The 16,162-nt window shown below is 72.0% G+C and carries 13 protein-coding genes; 5 read left to right on the top strand and 8 right to left on the bottom strand.

Annotation, left to right across the window (positions count from 1 at the left end):
• The first annotated feature begins 161 nt into the window (after window positions 1-161).
• The 4 genes from V5F61_RS14450 (at window position 162) to V5F61_RS14435 (ending at window position 4,764) form a co-directional block, all read left to right on the top strand.
• On the top strand, window positions 162-1,364 hold the full coding sequence (locus tag V5F61_RS14450; protein ID WP_393988721.1) for an ABC transporter substrate-binding protein: 1,203 nt from the start codon (window positions 162-164) through the stop codon (window positions 1,362-1,364).
• A 221-nt stretch (window positions 1,365-1,585) separates the two neighbouring features.
• The gene (locus V5F61_RS14445; protein ID WP_393988722.1) at window positions 1,586-2,605 is read left to right on the top strand and encodes a WD40 repeat domain-containing protein; all 1,020 of its coding nucleotides are present in this window, start codon (window positions 1,586-1,588) and stop codon (window positions 2,603-2,605) included.
• Between the two features lie 128 nt (window positions 2,606-2,733).
• Window positions 2,734-3,483, top strand: a complete 750-nt coding sequence (locus V5F61_RS14440; protein WP_393988723.1) for an acetoacetate decarboxylase — start codon at window positions 2,734-2,736, stop codon at window positions 3,481-3,483.
• Window positions 3,484-3,606: 123 nt separating this feature from the next.
• On the top strand, window positions 3,607-4,764 hold the full coding sequence (locus V5F61_RS14435) for a patatin-like phospholipase family protein (protein WP_393988724.1): 1,158 nt from the start codon (window positions 3,607-3,609) through the stop codon (window positions 4,762-4,764).
• Between the two features lie 273 nt (window positions 4,765-5,037).
• On the opposite strand, the gene V5F61_RS14430 is transcribed toward V5F61_RS14435, so the two are convergent.
• Both V5F61_RS14430 and V5F61_RS14425 read right to left on the bottom strand, forming a co-directional pair.
• A complete protein-coding gene (locus V5F61_RS14430) occupies window positions 5,038-6,780 on the bottom strand; it encodes an FUSC family protein (RefSeq protein ID WP_393988725.1) in 1,743 nt (580 codons plus the stop codon).
• Window positions 6,781-6,950: 170 nt separating this feature from the next.
• A complete protein-coding gene (locus V5F61_RS14425; protein WP_393988726.1) occupies window positions 6,951-7,604 on the bottom strand; it encodes a TetR/AcrR family transcriptional regulator in 654 nt (217 codons plus the stop codon).
• 339 nt (window positions 7,605-7,943) lie between these two features.
• Between V5F61_RS14425 and V5F61_RS14420 the strand changes: the two genes are divergently transcribed.
• The gene (locus V5F61_RS14420) at window positions 7,944-9,584 is read left to right on the top strand and encodes a SulP family inorganic anion transporter (RefSeq protein WP_393988727.1); all 1,641 of its coding nucleotides are present in this window, start codon (window positions 7,944-7,946) and stop codon (window positions 9,582-9,584) included.
• Between the two features lie 529 nt (window positions 9,585-10,113).
• Here the strand turns inward: V5F61_RS14420 and V5F61_RS14415 are convergent.
• From V5F61_RS14415 to V5F61_RS14390, 6 genes are all read right to left on the bottom strand, one after another.
• Window positions 10,114-10,920, bottom strand: coding sequence for an enoyl-CoA hydratase/isomerase family protein (locus V5F61_RS14415; RefSeq protein WP_394104050.1), 807 nt, complete (start codon window positions 10,918-10,920; stop codon window positions 10,114-10,116).
• A 98-nt stretch (window positions 10,921-11,018) separates the two neighbouring features.
• Window positions 11,019-12,683, bottom strand: coding sequence for an AMP-binding protein (locus V5F61_RS14410; protein WP_393988729.1), 1,665 nt, complete (start codon window positions 12,681-12,683; stop codon window positions 11,019-11,021).
• Between the two features lie 38 nt (window positions 12,684-12,721).
• On the bottom strand, window positions 12,722-13,516 hold the full coding sequence (locus V5F61_RS14405; protein WP_393988730.1) for an ABC transporter ATP-binding protein: 795 nt from the start codon (window positions 13,514-13,516) through the stop codon (window positions 12,722-12,724).
• Window positions 13,509-14,252, bottom strand: coding sequence for an ATP-binding cassette domain-containing protein (locus V5F61_RS14400; protein ID WP_393988731.1), 744 nt, complete (start codon window positions 14,250-14,252; stop codon window positions 13,509-13,511). The genes V5F61_RS14405 and V5F61_RS14400 overlap by 8 nt, the downstream gene beginning before the upstream one ends.
• Complete coding sequence (locus V5F61_RS14395; protein ID WP_393988732.1) at window positions 14,249-15,280, bottom strand: branched-chain amino acid ABC transporter permease; 1,032 nt, start codon at window positions 15,278-15,280, stop codon at window positions 14,249-14,251. Before V5F61_RS14395 ends, V5F61_RS14400 begins: the two co-directional genes overlap by 4 nt.
• A 3-nt stretch (window positions 15,281-15,283) precedes the next feature.
• On the bottom strand, window positions 15,284-16,159 hold the full coding sequence (locus V5F61_RS14390; RefSeq protein ID WP_393988733.1) for a branched-chain amino acid ABC transporter permease: 876 nt from the start codon (window positions 16,157-16,159) through the stop codon (window positions 15,284-15,286).
• Between the last annotated feature and the right edge of the window lie 3 nt (window positions 16,160-16,162).

Genomic DNA, 16,162 nt, shown 5'->3' with positions numbered 1-16,162 from the left:
ATAGGGCAGGGCGCCCGCGATTGGCAAAGGGAGGCGGGCCCGCCAGATACAACATAGAATATATGTTTAATGCGTAAAACATCAGAATGATACGTAAAATAAATTGAATCACTCGACGATGTTGTCTAAGGAGGCGCCCGAAACGTCCCTCGGAGCCCCCAATGCGCGCCCTCCTCCTTCTCGCCGCCGTCCTCGGCTTCGCCGCCACCGCCGCCCGCGCCGAGCCGCCCCCGGCGCCGCTCAGGATCGGCGTGCTCAACGACCAGTCGGGCATCTATGCGGACATGGCGGGCCCCGGCTCGGTCATCGCCGCGAAGATGGCGGTGGAGGACTTTGGCGGCAGCGTGCTCGGCCGACCCATCGAGATCGTCGCCGGCGACCACCAGAACAAGCCGGATGTGGGCGCGGCCCTGGTGAACCGCTGGATCGACGAGGACGGGGTGGACGTGATCGCCGACATTCCCACCTCCTCTGTGCTGCTGGCGGTGCAGGAGATCGGCCGGCGCAAGAACAAGCTGGTGCTGGCCTCCACCGGCGGCTCGTCGGACTTCACCGGCAAGGCCTGCGCGCCCACCGGCATCCACTGGACCTACGACACTTATGCGCTCGCGGCCGGTACCGGAAAGTCGCTGGCCAAGGACGGCCCCTGGTTCTTCGTGACCGCCGACTACGCCTTCGGCGCGGCGCTGGAGCGCGACACCGCCAAGGCGGTGACCGAGGCCGGCGGCACCATCGCGGGCGCGGTGAAGCACCCCCAGGGCACCACCGATTTCTCCTCCTACCTGCTCCAGGCCCAGGGCTCGGGGGCGAAGCTCATCGCCTTCGCCAATTCCGGCGCCGACCAGGTGAACGCCATCAAGCAGGCCAACGAGTTCGGCATTCCCCAGTCGGGCGTGAAGCTGGCGGGGCTCTACCTCCACATCACCGACATCCACGCCATCGGCCTCGACGTGGCCCAGGGGCTCATTCTCACCCAGGGCTTCTACTGGGACCTGAACGACGAGACCCGCGCCTGGTCGAAGCGCTTCTACGAGCGGCACAAGGCCATGCCCACCATGGGCCAGGCCGGCACCTATTCCGCCATCCTGCATTACCTGAAGGCGGTGAAGGCCGCCGGCACCACCGACACCGAGAAGGTGACCGCGCAGATGAAGGCGACTCCGGTGGACGACTTCTTCTCCCACGGCGGGCGCATCCGCGAGGACGGGCGCATGGTGCACGACCTCTACCTGCTGCAGGTGAAGGCGCCCTCCGAGCAGAAATACCCCTGGGACTATCTGAAGCTGATCCGCGTCATTCCCGGCGACGAGGCGTTCCGGCCCCTCAGCGAGGGCGGCTGCCCGCTGGTGGCGGCGGGGCACTGACCCCAGCCCCCGCGCGCCCGCAGCCGGATGCGCGGGGCGCGAACTCTCCTTGCGGTGAAGGCCGCGACGCGCCTAATACCAAAAAGCCCCGCGCCCCGACTCGCGGGTCCATGGTTCTGTCCGCGGGCGCCTGAGCGTGATCCATCCGGCACCGGTCGACGACCGGGCCGATGGGGGAGCGGGGCGCGGCGCGGCGGTCGCGCTTTCGGAGCTCCGCTTTCATGTCCTCCGCGCCCACCTCTTCCGCCCCCTCCAGCCTCACCGGCAAGGTGCAGCCGTTCTCCGTCGAGGGCGAGATCATCGCCGTCGCCTTCCTGGGCGCGGCTCCGGCCTGCGTCACCGGCGGCGGCAAGGTGGTGCTCCAGGGCGCGGCGGCACAGACGGTGGAGGCCCACGCCGGCGCCATTCTCGCCGCCGCCGGCGACGGCACGCGCCTCGTGACCGGCGGCGACGACGGGCGGGTGGTGGAGACCCTGGCCGGCGGGGAAACCCGCGTGCTGGCCGAGCACAGGGGCCGCTGGATCGATCGCGTGGCCCTGGGCCCCGACGGCGCGGTGGCCTATTCCGCCGGCAAGACCGCCCATGTGCTGACCGCGAAGGGCGAGGCCAGGAGCTTCGAGGCGCCTTCCACCGTGGGCGGGCTCGCCTTCGCGCCCAAGGGGCTGCGCCTTGCCATCGCCCATTACGGCGGCGTGACGCTGTGGTTTCCCAACGCGGCCGGCGCCAAGCCGGAGGTGCTGGGCTGGAAGGGCTCCCACCTCGGCGTCATCTTCTCGCCGGACGGGCGGTTCGTGGTGACCACCATGCAGGAGCCGGCGCTGCATGGCTGGCGGGTGGTGGACGGCGCCCACATGCGCATGAGCGGCTATCCCTCGCGGGTGAAGTCCTTCGCCTTTACGGCCGACGGCAAGTGGCTCGCCTCCTCCGGCTCGGGCGAGGCGGTGCTGTGGCCGTTCCAGACCAAGGACGGGCCCATGGGCAAGCAGCCCACGATGCTGGCGCCCTCGCCCGCCTCGCGCGTGACGGTGGTGGCGCCCCACCCCTCGGACCCGGTGGTGGCGGTGGGCTACGAGGATGGCATGGTGATGATGGCGCGCATCGGCGACGGCGCGGAGATCCTCCTGCGCGCGCCCACCGACGCCGCCGGCGGCGACCGGGTGAGCGGCCTTGCGTGGCATCCGGCGGGCGGGGCGGTGGCGTTCGGCACGGCGACCGGGAAGGGCGGTCTGCTCGCGTTCTGATGGCGCACGGAAAGATTTGGCCGCGTTGCGGAATTGGCGTCGCCGGGGTGTCACGGCGGGGTTTTATTGGCTAACGTGCCATGCCGTTCTCGCACCCGCGAGATCCGCGCAGCCGGAGATCCCCGCCGATGAAGATCGACGACGTCCGCCGCACCGCCTATTCGATGCCGCTCACGAGCCCCTCCTTTCCCAAGGGGCCCTACCGTTTCATCAATCGTGAGTTCATGACCATCACCTACCGCACCGATCCCGCGGCGCTGGCGAAGGTGGTGCCCGAGCCGCTCGAGGTGGTCGAGCCGATCGTCAAGTACGAGTTCATCCGCATGCCCGACTCCACCGGCTTCGGCGACTACACCGAGACTGGACAGGTCATCCCCGTGAAGTTCAACGGGGTGGAGGGCGGCTACGTCCACGCCATGTACCTGGACGACGAGGCGCCCATCGCCGGCGGCCGTGAGCTGTGGGGCTTCCCCAAGAAGTTCGCCAACCCCAAGCTTGAGGTGGAGACGGACACCCTGGTGGGCACCCTCCACTACGGCAGCGTGCTCTGCGCCCAGGGCACCATGGGCTACAAGCATGTGGCCGCCGACAAGGAGAAGGTGCTCGCCTCCCTGCTCGCGCCCAACTACATGCTGAAGATCATCCCCCACGTGGACGGCACCCCCCGCGTGTGCGAGCTGGTGCGCTATTTCCTGGAGGACGTGACCCTGAAGGAGTGCTGGGTGGGCCCGGCCGCCCTCGGCCTGTTCCCCCATGCCCTGTGCACCGTGTCGCAGCTGCCGGTGCTGGAGGTGCTCTCCGCCGTGCACCTGAAGGCCGACCTCACCCTCGGCCTCGGCGAGGTGATCTACGACTATCTCGCCGAGCCGGCGAAGTGAGCTTCGGCCGGCGCCCGCACGGGGCGCCGGCCGCCCGCCTCATTGGCGCTGCCGCGGGCACCGGCGCATGGACCGCCGCCACCGCCGCAGCGCCCTCCCATCCCGATGCCAGGACAGATGGTCATGACCGAAAGCCCGCGCGCGAAGAAGCTGCTGCCGCCCGACCTTTGCGACATCGTCAACCAGTATGACCGCATCGCCCTGGTGTTCCAGGGTGGCGGCGCGCTCGGCGCCTACCAGGCCGGCGTGTACGAAGCGCTGGCCGAGGTGGGCTGCGAGCCCAACTGGATCTCCGGCGTCTCCATCGGCGCCATCAACTCGGCCATCATCGCCGGCAACACGCCCGAGAACCGGGTGCCGCGCCTGCGCGAGTTCTGGGAAACCGTTTCCGCCCGCAAGGCCGCGCCCTGGGCGCCCGAAGGCGACATCTTCCGCCAGTGGCGTAACCAGGTGAGCGCCATGCTCACCATCGTGCAGGGCCAGCCCGGCTTCTTCCGCCCGCGCGTGCCGAGCCCCTGGCTGCTGCCGGCCGGCGCCCCCGGCGCCACCTCCCTGTATGACACCTCGCCTTTGCGCGACACGCTGCTGAATCTGGTGGACTTCGACCTCATCAATTCCGGCGCCAAGCGCTTCTCGGTGGGCGCGGTGAACGTGCGCACCGGCAATTTCATCTACTTCGACAACCGGGAAACGGTCATCGCGCCGGAGCACATCATGGCCTCCGGCGCGCTGCCGCCCGGCTTCCCGGCCATCAAGATCGACGGCGAATACTATTGGGACGGCGGCGTCGTCTCCAACACGCCGCTGCAGTTCCTGCTCGACCAGCCGGACCATCCGAGCGCGCTGGTGTTCCAGGTGGACCTGTTCAGCGCCCGCGGCTCGCTCCCGCGCGACATGTACGACGTCTCCGAGCGGCAGAAGGACATCGGCTATTCCAGCCGCACCCGCTACACCACCGACGTGTTCCGTCGCGTGCAGGAGCTGCGCCAGAAGCTCTACGAGGCACTCCAGCGCATTCCCGAGCAGCTGCGCTCCGAAGAAGACCTGGCGCTTATCGACGACTACGCCTCCTCCGGTCCGGTCAACATCTGCCACCTGATCTACCAGGAAAAGACCTACGAGAAGGAATCGAAGGACTACGAATTCTCCTATGCCTCCATGCGCGACCACTGGCAGACCGGCTACGAGGACACGGTGAAGACCCTGCAGCGCGGCGAGTGGCTGAAGAAGCCTGAGGACATCGGCATCGTCGTGCACGACATCCACCGCCTGTCCGAGTGAGGCCGACGGCCCGTGGGTATGCTTACGGGGCCGTTCTTGCCGGCTCGCGGCCAGGCCCGCGTGGTGTTCGTGCAAAAGCCGCCGGCGCGTGAAGCGCCGCTTGGCGTCGGTCGCGGACCGGGGCCGATGGCGCCGCCCACGCCCCGGCGCATCTGAGGTTCCGGCCGGGCGGGCTTCGGCCGTCCCGGCCGCCCGGGCTCCGCTCCATGTGCCGCCGCGCCTCTTGTCGCTGCGCCTTTTGCCGCCGTGGAAGGCCGTGCGGGGCGTCCCGCTTCAGGCGGCCGTGGCGCCCGCGGGCTTAAGCAGCAGGTCGCGTGCCTCCGCGAGCGCCGCCGCGATGCGGGCGGGGTCGTCGGCGTCGCGGTCGAGGGGCTCCAGCGCGGCGAGCAGAGCGTCGAGGCGCGCCATCGCCGCCCCCGCCGGGAGGCATTCGCCGGGGTTGGCGATCCAGTAGGCGCCGAGCGTCAGGTAGCCGAGGTCGCCGATGGTGGTCTCCACCTCGTGCCAGGGCTCCAGCGCCGCATCCTCCTCGGTGGCGCGGGTGAGCACCGCATTGTTGGACTGCAGCTCGAACAGCAGCTCCACGCGGGCGCTGCGCCCCTCGGGCGCGAGGGCGCGGCCGGCGTCGATGACGGCGAGGGTGCGCCGGATGGCGGCCACCGTGCGGCGGAACTGGTCGCGCACCAGCCGCTGCGGCTCGCGCAGCCCGCTCACCCAGGTCACGGCCACCGCAACGCCGGCGCCGATGAGGGTCTCCACCAGCCGGTCGAGGATCAGGTCGCGGATGGGCCCGCCGGTCGCCGCCTCGATGGAGAGCAGCGACATGGGCGTCACGAAGATCATCGCCACCGCGTAGTTGAGCGGGAGCGTCAGGCACATGGCGATGACGCAGGCGACGATCACCGCCACCAGCACCCATGGCGCGGGATCGGCGAACCCCACCAGCGCCACCACGCCGAGGCCGAGCACGGTGCCGGCCGCCCGGTGGATCGCCCGGCGGGTGGTGGCGAGGCGGCCGATCCACAGGTGCAGCACGATGGTGGAGGTGAGGATCGCCCAATAGGGGTGCCCCAGCGCCAGCCCCTGGGTGATGGCGCCGGAGATGCCGGCCGCGAGCCCGATCCGCCAGGCGGTGAACCAGGCGATGGAGTGCCGGCGGAAGCCGTGGGTGAACAGGTAGGCGAGGCTCGGCCGCCCGAGCATGGCCGGCGTGTCCGGCACGATGTCTATGAGGCGGGCGCCGGGGAAGGCGCGGCGGGCGATGGCGGCGCCGAGCCTCCGGTTGATGTCGAGCATCTCCGCCGTGAACGCCCGCTGGGCGGGCATCCGCAGGGGGCCGATGGCATTGTCCTGGAACATGAGCCAGGCGCGGTTGACGGCGAAATAGGCGCGATGCCGCAGCACCCGCAGCCCGTGGTCCAGGCTCGCCCGCGCCGCCGCCGCCTCGAACGCCGCCACCGCCTCCCCGGCCTCGAACACCGCCTGCTTCTCTGGCCGGTGCAGGTCCGGGATCAGGAACGCGAGGGTGAGGAGGGCGGTGAGGAGGCAGGCGAAGCCGGTCATGCCCACGCTGTGCCAGCCGATGTCGCCGAACAGGCCGAAATAGCTGCCGATGGCGGCGGCATAGAACAGGTGCAGCGGGCCGGGGCCGCGGGTGAGCACGAACGCGTAATAGGCGGTGGAGGTGGCGAGGATGATGGCCACCGTGGCCGGGATGACCAGCCATTGCAGCGGCGCGATGAGCACGCCGACCGCCATGGAGAGGGTGATCGCGCTGCCCACCAGCAGGCCGGTCTTGATGCGCGCCAGCAGCGCGCGCCCGCTCTCCCACTGCGCCAGCATGGCGCCGAACAGCGACATGGGGCCGATGGTGGTGCCGAAGATCGCGCAGGCGGTCACGATCGTCACCGAGGAGGTGATGCCGGTGCGGAGCGCGTTCCGCCAGGCGCCGGTCTCCCGGCTGTTGATGACGAAGAGGCCGACGATGAAGCGGCGGATGGCGGCGGGCGTGCTCATGCGTGCGCTCGCGGGCGCCGCCGGCCGGGGCGGGGGAGATGGGTCATGATGGGCAGATGGGTCCGGGCGGTCTGGAAGTCTGGTCCTGCGTCCCTCGGGAGGGGCGTAAAATGACCTAATGTTCATTTAAAGTCCAGCCGTCTCTCCCGCGTCGTCCTTCCCCTTCGTCCTCATCCGTCCCCTTGGGGCGGGCCGAAGCACAGGGTGATCTGCGCCGCGAACAGCGCGGCAATGTCCACGCGGTGGAGCGGGTCGATGACGCCGTTGTGGATCACGCCGATCCAGAGCGGCGCCGCCAGCAGGTGCGGGTGGCGCGCCAGCGTGTCGTCCTTCAGCTCGCCCCGCGCGTGGGCCCGGCGGGCGAGCGCGCCGAGGTGGGTGAGGAAGGGGGCGTACACCTCCCGCCGGTAGGTCTCGATGAGGAACGGGAATTTCGCGCCCTCGGAGATGACGAGCCGGGCCACCGCCGCCCGCCCGCCCTCCTCGATGGTTCCCATTACCGGCAGCAGGGTGCGCCGGAGATAGGCGGCCACGCTCTCGTCGGCGCCGATCTCCTGCTGCTCCGCCTCGCCCAGCGGGTTGGTGATGACATCGCGGACGATGCCCGCGAACAGGGCCTCCTTGGTCTCGAAATAGAGGTAGGAGGTGCCCTTCGCCACGCCCGCCCGTCGCGCGATGGAGGCCATGGTGGCCGCGGCGAAGCCGCGCTCCAGGAACTCCGCCATGGCCGCCGCGATGATGGCCGCCCGCGTGCGCGCCGTCTTCTCCCGGCTCGGCCCGCGCGTGCGCGGCCGCGCCTCCTCCTGCTGCCCGCCCCCGGCCACGCTCCGCCCCTCCGCAACGCCGCGGGTCCCGATGGACCCCGGCTGTCATCTGTGCGAGGTCCACCGGAGATTGCAAGCCGGCGTCGGCCGGGCGCGGCGCCATGCCCCGCCGCACGGCGGCCGAGGGCCGCGCGCCCCGTGCAAGGACGGCGGCCGGCGGTGGCCCCGTCCTGCCGTCTCCCGACGGAGGGCGCGCACCCGTGGGAACCTTGCCCCACGCCTTGCGCGCGCCGGCCGGCGGGACCATGTTTCCCGCCCCCGCGCGCGGCGCGGGGCAGGGCGCGCCCACGACGCCCGGTGCGCGGGAGGCCGGGGCAAATGCAGGTGACGGGGAAGGGCATGTCGTTCATCCCACGGCCGCGGGCGGGGGACCTGACAGCGGGACTTTGCGTCGCGGGACTGCTGCTGCCCGAGGCCGTCGCCTATGCGGGCATCGCCGGGCTGCCGCCGCAGCAGGGCATCTTCGCCGCCATCGCCGGCTGCCTGGTCTATGGCCTGGCCGGGCGCAGCCGCTTCGCCATCGTCTCGCCCACCTCCTCCTCCGCCGCCATTCTGGCGGCCACGCTGGCGATGCTGCCGGGCGACGGCGCGCTCAAGCTTGCGGCCACCACGGTGATGGTGGCGTTCGTCGCCCTCTTCCTGCTGATCGCCGCCGTCGCGCGGCTGGGCAACTTCACCGGCTTCGTCTCGCGCCCGGTGCTGCGCGGCTTCGCGTTTGGCCTCGCCGTCACCATCATCATCCGCCAGCTCCCGCACATGGCGGGCGTGGCGCCGCAATCCACCGATCTCGTCCACATCCTGCTCCAGCTCGCGGGGGAGCTGCCGCGCTGGAACCTCGCCGCGCTGGCCACCGGCGCCGGCGCCCTCGCCGCGCTGCTGGCGCTCCGGCGCTTTCCCGCCATGCCCGGCGCCCTGCTCGTCCTCGCCGGCGGGGTCGCGGCCTCCATGGCCCTCGACCTGCCGGGGCGCGGGGTGGCGGTGGTCGGGGTCATCGACATCGTGCCGGCGTGGCCCGCGTGGCCGTCCCTGACCTGGGCCGAATATTCGCAGCTCGCCCAGTTCGCCCTGCCGCTCGTGCTCATCCTGTTCGCCGAATCCTGGGGCACCATCCGCGCCATGGCGCTGCGCCACGGCGAGCCGGTGGAGGCAGACCGCGAGCTTGCCGCCCTCGGCATCGCCAACCTCGCCGCCGCGCTGGTGCAGGGCATGCCCGTGGGCGCGGGCTTCTCCGCCGGCAATGCGAGCGAGGCGGCCGGCGGCGCCACCCGCGCCACCGCGCTCATCACCGCGCTGGGGCTCGCCGCCCTGGTCGCCTTCGGCGGAACCCTGGTCGCTCACCTGCCGGAGCCGGTGCTGGCGGCGGTGGTGATCGCCGCCCTCGTCCACGCGCTGGACCCGGCGCCGTTCGCGCGGCTGTGGACCCTCGGCCGCGACCAGTATGTGGCGCTGGCGGCGGCGGCGGCGGTGCTCACGCTCGGCATCCTCGACGGGATGCTGGTGGCCATCGCCCTCTCGCTGGCCGCGGTGGTGCGGCGGCTCGCGGCGCCGCAGGTGCTGCGGCTGGGGCGGCTCGGCGCCACCCATGATTATGTGGACATCGAGCGCCACCCGGATGCCGCCCCGCCGCCGGGCATCGCCATCTGGCGGCCGGCGCAGCCGCTGTTCTTCGCCAATGCCGACCGGGCCCTGGGCCTCATCCTCGCCCGCTCGCGCGCCATTCCCGGCCTGACCGCGGTGGTGGTGAGCCTGGAGGAGAGCTTCGACCTGGACAGCACGGCGCTCGAGGCATTGATCGAACTCGACACGGCCATGGCCGGTGCCGGGCTGCACCTGCATCTTGCCCGTGCCCATGACCGGGTGCGCGACCTGCTGCTGGCCGCCGGCGCCCATGATCTGGCCGCCCGCTGCAGCTACAGCGTGGACGACGCGGTGGCGGCGGTGGGCGTGCCGGGCGACACGGCGCCCCCCTCCGCCGGCTGATGGCAGGGCGCGAGAACCCGCCGGGCGGCCCGTTGGGCAAGCCCGCGCGGCGCGTCCGCGTCTCCCATGCGATGGTGTGCGGTTTCGGCCCCGAACGGTCGTGAGCGGTCGCGGCGCGCCGACGCGGTCGCCGTGCCCCCCTGCCTCCCGTCATGGCGGCCGGGCTCAGCCTCCGGTGAAGGCGGGCTTGTGCGCGCCGGTCAAGGACCGGGGGGTCGATGGCATGCGGCTCCGGCGCGTCCGCGCTTCTCATGCGATGGTGTGCGGTTTCGGCCCCGCACGGTCGCGAGGCTGCGGCGCGCAGATGCGGTCGCTGTGCCCCCTGCGTCCCGTCATGGGGGCCGGGCTCAGCCTCCGGTGAAGGGGGCTTGCGCGCGCCGGTCAAGGACCGGGGTCGATGGCATGCGGCTCCGGCGCGTCCGCGTCTCCCATGCGATGGTGCACGGTTTCGGTGCCGCATGGTCGAGACCGGCCGGTGCGCGCAAGCCCGGTCGCCGCGTTCCGCGCGCCCCGCCATGGGCGCGCGGGCTCAGCCTCCGGTGAAGGCGGGCTGGCGCTTGTCGTGGAAGGCCTCGACACCTTCCTTGAAATCCTGGGACTGGCGCAGCCGGCTGTAGCAGTGGCCTTCCAGCTCGATGGCGATGGAGAGAGGGCTGTCCTCGGTGTCGTTCAGCAGCTTCTTGGCGGTGCGCTGGGCGATGGGCGAGAAGGCGACCAGCTCCGCCACCAGGGCGTCGGTAGCCTTTTCGAGGTCGGCGTCGGCCACCTTCTGGGTGGCGATGCCCCAGGCCAGCGCCTCGTCGGCGCCGATGCGCTTGGAGCGCATGACGATGTCCTTGGTGCGGGTGATGCCCACCATCTTCTGCAGCCGGGCCGAGCCGCCGGAGCCGGGGATCTGGCCCAGCTTCTGCTCGGGCAGGGCGTATTGGGTGGTGTCGGTGATGATGCGGAAGTCGCAGGCCAGCGACAGCTCGAAGCCGACGCCGAAGCAATAGCCGCGGTTGGCGGCGATGACGGGCTTTGCGGCGCGGGCGGGGGCGGCGATGTTCCAGGCGAGCTTGGAGACGTGCTCGGGGGAGGCCTCCATGAAGCCCTTGATGTTGCCGCCGGAGGAGAAATGCTCGCCGATGGCGCGCACGACGATGACGCGCACGCGCTCGTCCTCGTCGAGGGTCTCGAAGGCGATGCGGAGCTGGTCGCGCTGGGCCATGGAGACGACGTTGTAGGGCGGGCGCTCCAGGATGATGTCGGCGCGGGCGGCGGCCTCGTCGATCTCGACGCGGAAGCCGTCCAGGGCTGAAAGGCGCGGATCGGCGAAGGTGTAGGCGGCGGGCATGGATGAGATCTCGCTGTCGGCCTCGGCGGCGGAGGCTTCGGTTTCGGTGCGGCGGGGCTGTCGGCGCGCGCTCGGCCGGGGTGGCGGCGCGCCCGGCCTCAGCCTTGGGCGGGCCCCGCCGCGGCGCCGGCCTCGCGCAGGGTGCGGCGGTCGATCTTCAGCAGGGTGGTGCGGGGCAGGCGCTCCGCGAAGGTGATGAAGCGGGGCACCTTGTAGCCGCCGAGGGCGCGGTGCACCCGCTCCCGCAGCTCCGCCTCCAGCGCCGGGCCGCCCGCGCGCCCCGGCCGCAGCACCACATGGGCGCTCACCTGGGTGAGGCCGTCGGCATCCGGCGCCGGCACCACGGCGGCCTCGTAGACCGCCTCGTGGGCGGTCAGCTCCGCCTCGATCTCCACCGGGGAAACCCACAGGCCCTTCACCTTGAACACGTCGTTCGAGCGGCCGGCGAACCAGAAGAAGCCGTCCGCGTCGTAATAGAGCTCGTCCCCGGTGCGGGCCCAGCCGCCGCGGAAGGTCTCCAGCGACTTCTCCAGCTTGCGCCAGTAGAAGAGGGCGCCGGTGGTGCTGCGCACCTCCGCCTCGCCCACCTCGCCGGGCCCGGTCACGGGCGCGCCGTCGCGGTCAACCAGGCGCAGCTCGAAGCCGAACACCGGCTTGCCCAGGCTGCCGCGCCGGAATTCCTGCGGCCGGTTGGCGATCCATTCGTAGGTCACTTCCGAGGAGCCGATGGAATCCATCAGCTCCACGCCGAACACTTGGCCGAAGCGCTCGAAGATCTCCGGTGGCACCTTCTCGGAGGCGGTGATGGCGAGGTGCACCGAGGAGAAGTCGGGGGCGTGCCCGGTCTCCTCCACGTGGGCGATGAGGTTCTTCACGATGGTGGGCACGGTGATGAGCTTGGTGGGCCGCTCGCGCTCCACCAGGGCGATCACGTTGCCCGGCGCCGCCGGGGCCCGCGAGATGACCGCCCGCGCGCCCCAGTAGAGCGGGATCAGCACGCCCGGCCACAGGCCGTGGGTGAAGAACTTCTTCGATGTCGCGTGCACCACGTCATCGGGCGTGTAGGACCAGAACGCGCCCTGCCGCTCGGGGATGAGGCGGAAGTCGTGGACGAGATGGGGAATGCCCTTCGCGGTGCCGGTGGTGCCGCCGGAATAGAACATGTAGGCGATGTCGTGGCGGTGCGGCCGGGCCGGCGCCACCGGCGGATGCGCCTCGGCCAGCCGTGCGTCGAGCCGCAGGCGCGGGGGCCCGCCGGCCGCGTTCCCCTCGGGGGTTCCGCCGTCGGCGGGGCGCACCAGCACCCGGCGCAGGGTTTCGGGCAGGCGGGCGGCGATGGCGTCGAGCTTGGCGACCTGCTCGGCGTCGATCAGCAGCACGGCGGCATCGGTATCCTCCAGGAAATAGAGGAGGTTTTCCGCCCGGTAGGCATCGGAGACCACCACCGGCACCGCGCCGAGGCGTACCGCGCCCAGCCAGAAGGCGATGAACTCCAGGCTGTCGCTGCCGAAGATCAGGAAGCGCTCGCCGCGCCGCAGCTCCACCGCGGCCAGGGCGGCGGCGGCGCGCTCCACCTCGTCCAGCAGCTCAGCGTAGGTCAGGTGGCGCCCGTCCACCGAGAGCGCGATGCGCCCGCCGTCGCCGGCGGCCACGTGGCGGTCCAGCAGCAGCGCGGTGGGCTCGAAGCGTTCCTCCACCGGCGGGTCCTGCCAGGCGAGCCAGTCGGGGGAGTGGGGGTAGGCGGAGGAATCTCGAAGGGTCATCTGTGCTTCAGCTCGATCATGCGGCGGCGGGGTCCCGCTCAGGCCGCGCGGTCCTGGGCCTGCCGGCCGTTCTTGTAGGCGGCGATGATGCGGCGGCGCTCGGCCTCCCGGCGCGGGTCGCCCTGGTGGATCAGCTCGCCGTGGTGCAGCACGGCCGCCCGCTCGGCCACCGACAGCACGAGGTCGAGGTCGTGCTCGATCCACAGCACCGAGAGGTCGTTGCGGGAGCGGGCGAGGCCGATCATCTCCGCGATCAGCGGCCGCTCGTCGTGGGCGAGGCCCGAGGCGGGCTCGTCGAGCAGCAGCAGCGCCGGTTCGCTGGCCAGCGCGCGGGCGAGGTCCACCCGGCGCAGGATGCCGAGCGGCAGGTCGGCGCAACGCTCGTGCGCGGCGTTCGAGAGGCCGGTGAGCTCCAGCAGCGCCGCGGCGCGGGCGGTGTTCTCCCGCTCCTCCCGCAGTGCCCGCAGCGGCAGGAGCAGGGAGGAGAAGGCCCCGAGCCGGAAGCGCGGCACCAGGCCCAGCAGCACGTTCTCCAGCACCGTGAGCCCGCCGACGAGGTGCATGCCCTGGAAGGTGCGGCTGACGCCGGCGCGGATGATGCCGTGCGGGGGCAGGCGATCGATGCGCGCGCCGTCCACGGCAATGCTGCTGCCGGCGGAGGGCCGGTAGATGCCGCTGACGCAGTTCAGCAGGGCCGACTTGCCCGCCCCGTTGGGGCCGATGAGGGCGAGCACCTCGCCCGGCGCGAGATCGAGCGTGATGTGGTCGAGGACGCTGACCCCGCCGAATTCCAGGCTGACGGAGCGGAGGGACAGGCGCGGTGCTTCAGCCATGGGCGGCCTCGCTGGCGTGGGAGAGGCCGAGCATCACGTCGTGGATGGTGTCGAGGTCGCCCTCGTCCAGCCGCGCGAAGTCGGCGACGCGCCGGCCGCGGTCGATCACCACCGCGCGGTCGGCCAGGTGCGGCAGCCAGTTGCTGTCGGATTCCGCCACCAGCGCGGAGAGGCCCAGCTCGGCCCGCAGCCGCCGGAGGCTGGCGCAGAAATCCTCGATGACGGGAACCGCGAGGCCGAGGGTCGGCTCGTCCAGCAGGATCAGGCGCGGGGTGCCGAGCAGGCTCACCCCCAGCGCCAGCATCTGCTGCTCGCCGCCGGAGAGGTTGCCCGCCAGTGTCTCCCGCCGCTCGCCGAGGCGCGGGAACCAGGAGAGCACGTCGTCGAGCCGCACCCGGTCGCCGCGGGCGCGGGCGGCGCCGATGCGCAGGTTCTCGCGCACGGTGAGGAGGGGGAACACCTTCTCGCGTTCCGGCACCAGCGAGATGCCGGCGGCGAGGCGGGCGCGCACCTCGCCCCAGGGAAAGGGGCGGCCCTCGAAATGCTGCGTGCCGGAGATGCGGACCCCCGCGCGCAGCGCCCCGGCGAGGGCGAGCAGCGTGGTGGTCTTGCCGGCGCCGTTGGCGCCCACCAGGGCCACGCTCTCGCCCGCTGCCACCTTGAGGTCGAGGCCGCGGACCGCCGGGCGCAGGCCATAGGCCACCTCCAGGCGGTCGAGGAGAAGACCGGAGGTCATCGCCCGCCCTCCTTCCGCAGCCACGCCAGCACCCGCGACGGCGCTTTCAGCAGGCTCGCCGCCAGGATGGTGCCCAGCGCGATGTTCTCGAGGCCCGCCACGTGGGCGGCGGCGGGAATGCCGAGCGCCCGCAGCGTCCCGTCGATGGCCACCGGCAGCAGCAGCACCACGTAGGAGGCGACGATGGCGCCGCGCAGGCTGCCCGGCCCGCCCAAGGCGACGATGGTGAGGAAGGCCACCGCCAGATGCAGGGAATAGCTGCCGGCCTGCACATTGCCGAGGTGATAGGCGGAGAGCACCCCGCCCGCCGCCGTGATGGCGGAGGTGAGGGTGAACACCGCCGCCCGCGCGCGCACCTGGGAGATGCCGAACACGGTGGCCGCCGCCGGGTCTTCCCGCAGGAAGGTCCAGGCGCGGCCCACATGGCCCCGGCGCAGGAAGGAGAGCCCCGCCCACACCAGCGCCAGCGCCACCAGCACCAGCCCCCACCAGCGCAGTTGCGTGTCTATGGGGAAGCCGAGCACCACCGGCGGCTCCAGCAGGAAGCCGGTGGCATGGGTCACCTTGATCTCGATGTCGCTGGCGACGATCTCCACCACGTAATGGAAGCCGAAGGTGGCGACGGCGAGGTAGAGGCCGGACACCCGCAGCGTGAGCAGCGCCAGCAGCGCGCCCAGCAGCAGCCCGAGCGCCGCCGCCACCGCCACCGCCGGTAGCAGGCCGAGGCCGAGCTGGGTGGCGAGCAGGGCGGCGGTGAAGGCGCCCACCGCCATGAAGGCGGCCTGGCCGAGGGAGAGCAGGCCGGCAGTGCCGGTGAGCACGGTGAGGCTCATGCCGCCGATGGCGAGGATGCCCCCGGAGACGGCCAGATGCAGGGCGTAATCCCCCAGCAGCACCGGCAGCGCGATGCCGGCGGCGGCGGCCGTGGGCCACAGGGCGGCGCGCGCGCTCCAGCCCTGGGCGGAAGCCGGCGCCGCGGGGACCGGCGTTGCGGGGGCGAGGGGAACGGTGGCGGGTTCGGCGGGCATCGCTCACACCCTCTCGATGCTTTCGGCGCGGTTGCCGATGCCGCGCGGGCGCACGATGAGCAGCGCCAGCAGCGACAGGATGGGCACCACCTGGCTGTAGCGGGCGTCGAACCACGCGGTGGTGAGGTTTTCCGCCAGCGCCAGCAGCAGCGCGCCGATGACCGCGCCGGCGGGATTGGTGAGGCCGCCGATGATGGCCGCCACGATGCCCGAGAGCCCCACCGAGGCGCCTTCGATGGAGACCGAGGAGAAGGCCGCCGAGAGCATGCCGCCGATGGCGCTGAACACCGCCGCCAGCACCCAGATGCTGAGCAGCCGGCGGTTCACGGGAATGCCGCGCAGGCGGGCCAGGTTGCGGTTGGAGGAGAGCGCCTGGCTCTCGATGCCGAAATCGCTGTGGCGCAGCAGCACCAGCACCGCCGCCAGCAGCACGGCGCCGATGGCGATGACGGTGGGGGTGAGCACCGGCACCCGCGTTCCGAACACCGTGGTGAAGCCGAGGCGGATGGGCAGGCGGGAGATCTCGCCGCCCCAGCCGGCGGCCAGCAGCCCCAGCAGCACCACGCCCACCGCCACCGTGATGATGGTGCCGATGAAGTGGTCGTTGCCGGGATTGAGGCGCTCCACCAGCAAATAGAGCACCGCGCCGATGGCGGCGGCGGCCAGCAGCGCGGCGGCGAGCCCGGCCGCGAAGCCCGGCAGGCCGGGGCCCGCCAGGACCCAGCCGTCGCGCAGCACGTAGGCCGCCACCGCGCCGATCTCGCCGACGCAGAACACCAGTACCCGGCTCGCCCGGTAGACGAACACGACCGCCAGGGCGAGGATCGCGTAGACGACGCCGATGCCGAGCGTCGACAGCGCGAAGGAGATCGACAGCATCGG

This window comes from Xanthobacter sediminis (assembly GCF_043195015.1).
In the GTDB taxonomy this organism is placed as follows: Bacteria; Pseudomonadota; Alphaproteobacteria; order Rhizobiales; family Xanthobacteraceae; genus Xanthobacter.
This window is presented reverse-complemented; position numbering and strand designations above follow the sequence as displayed.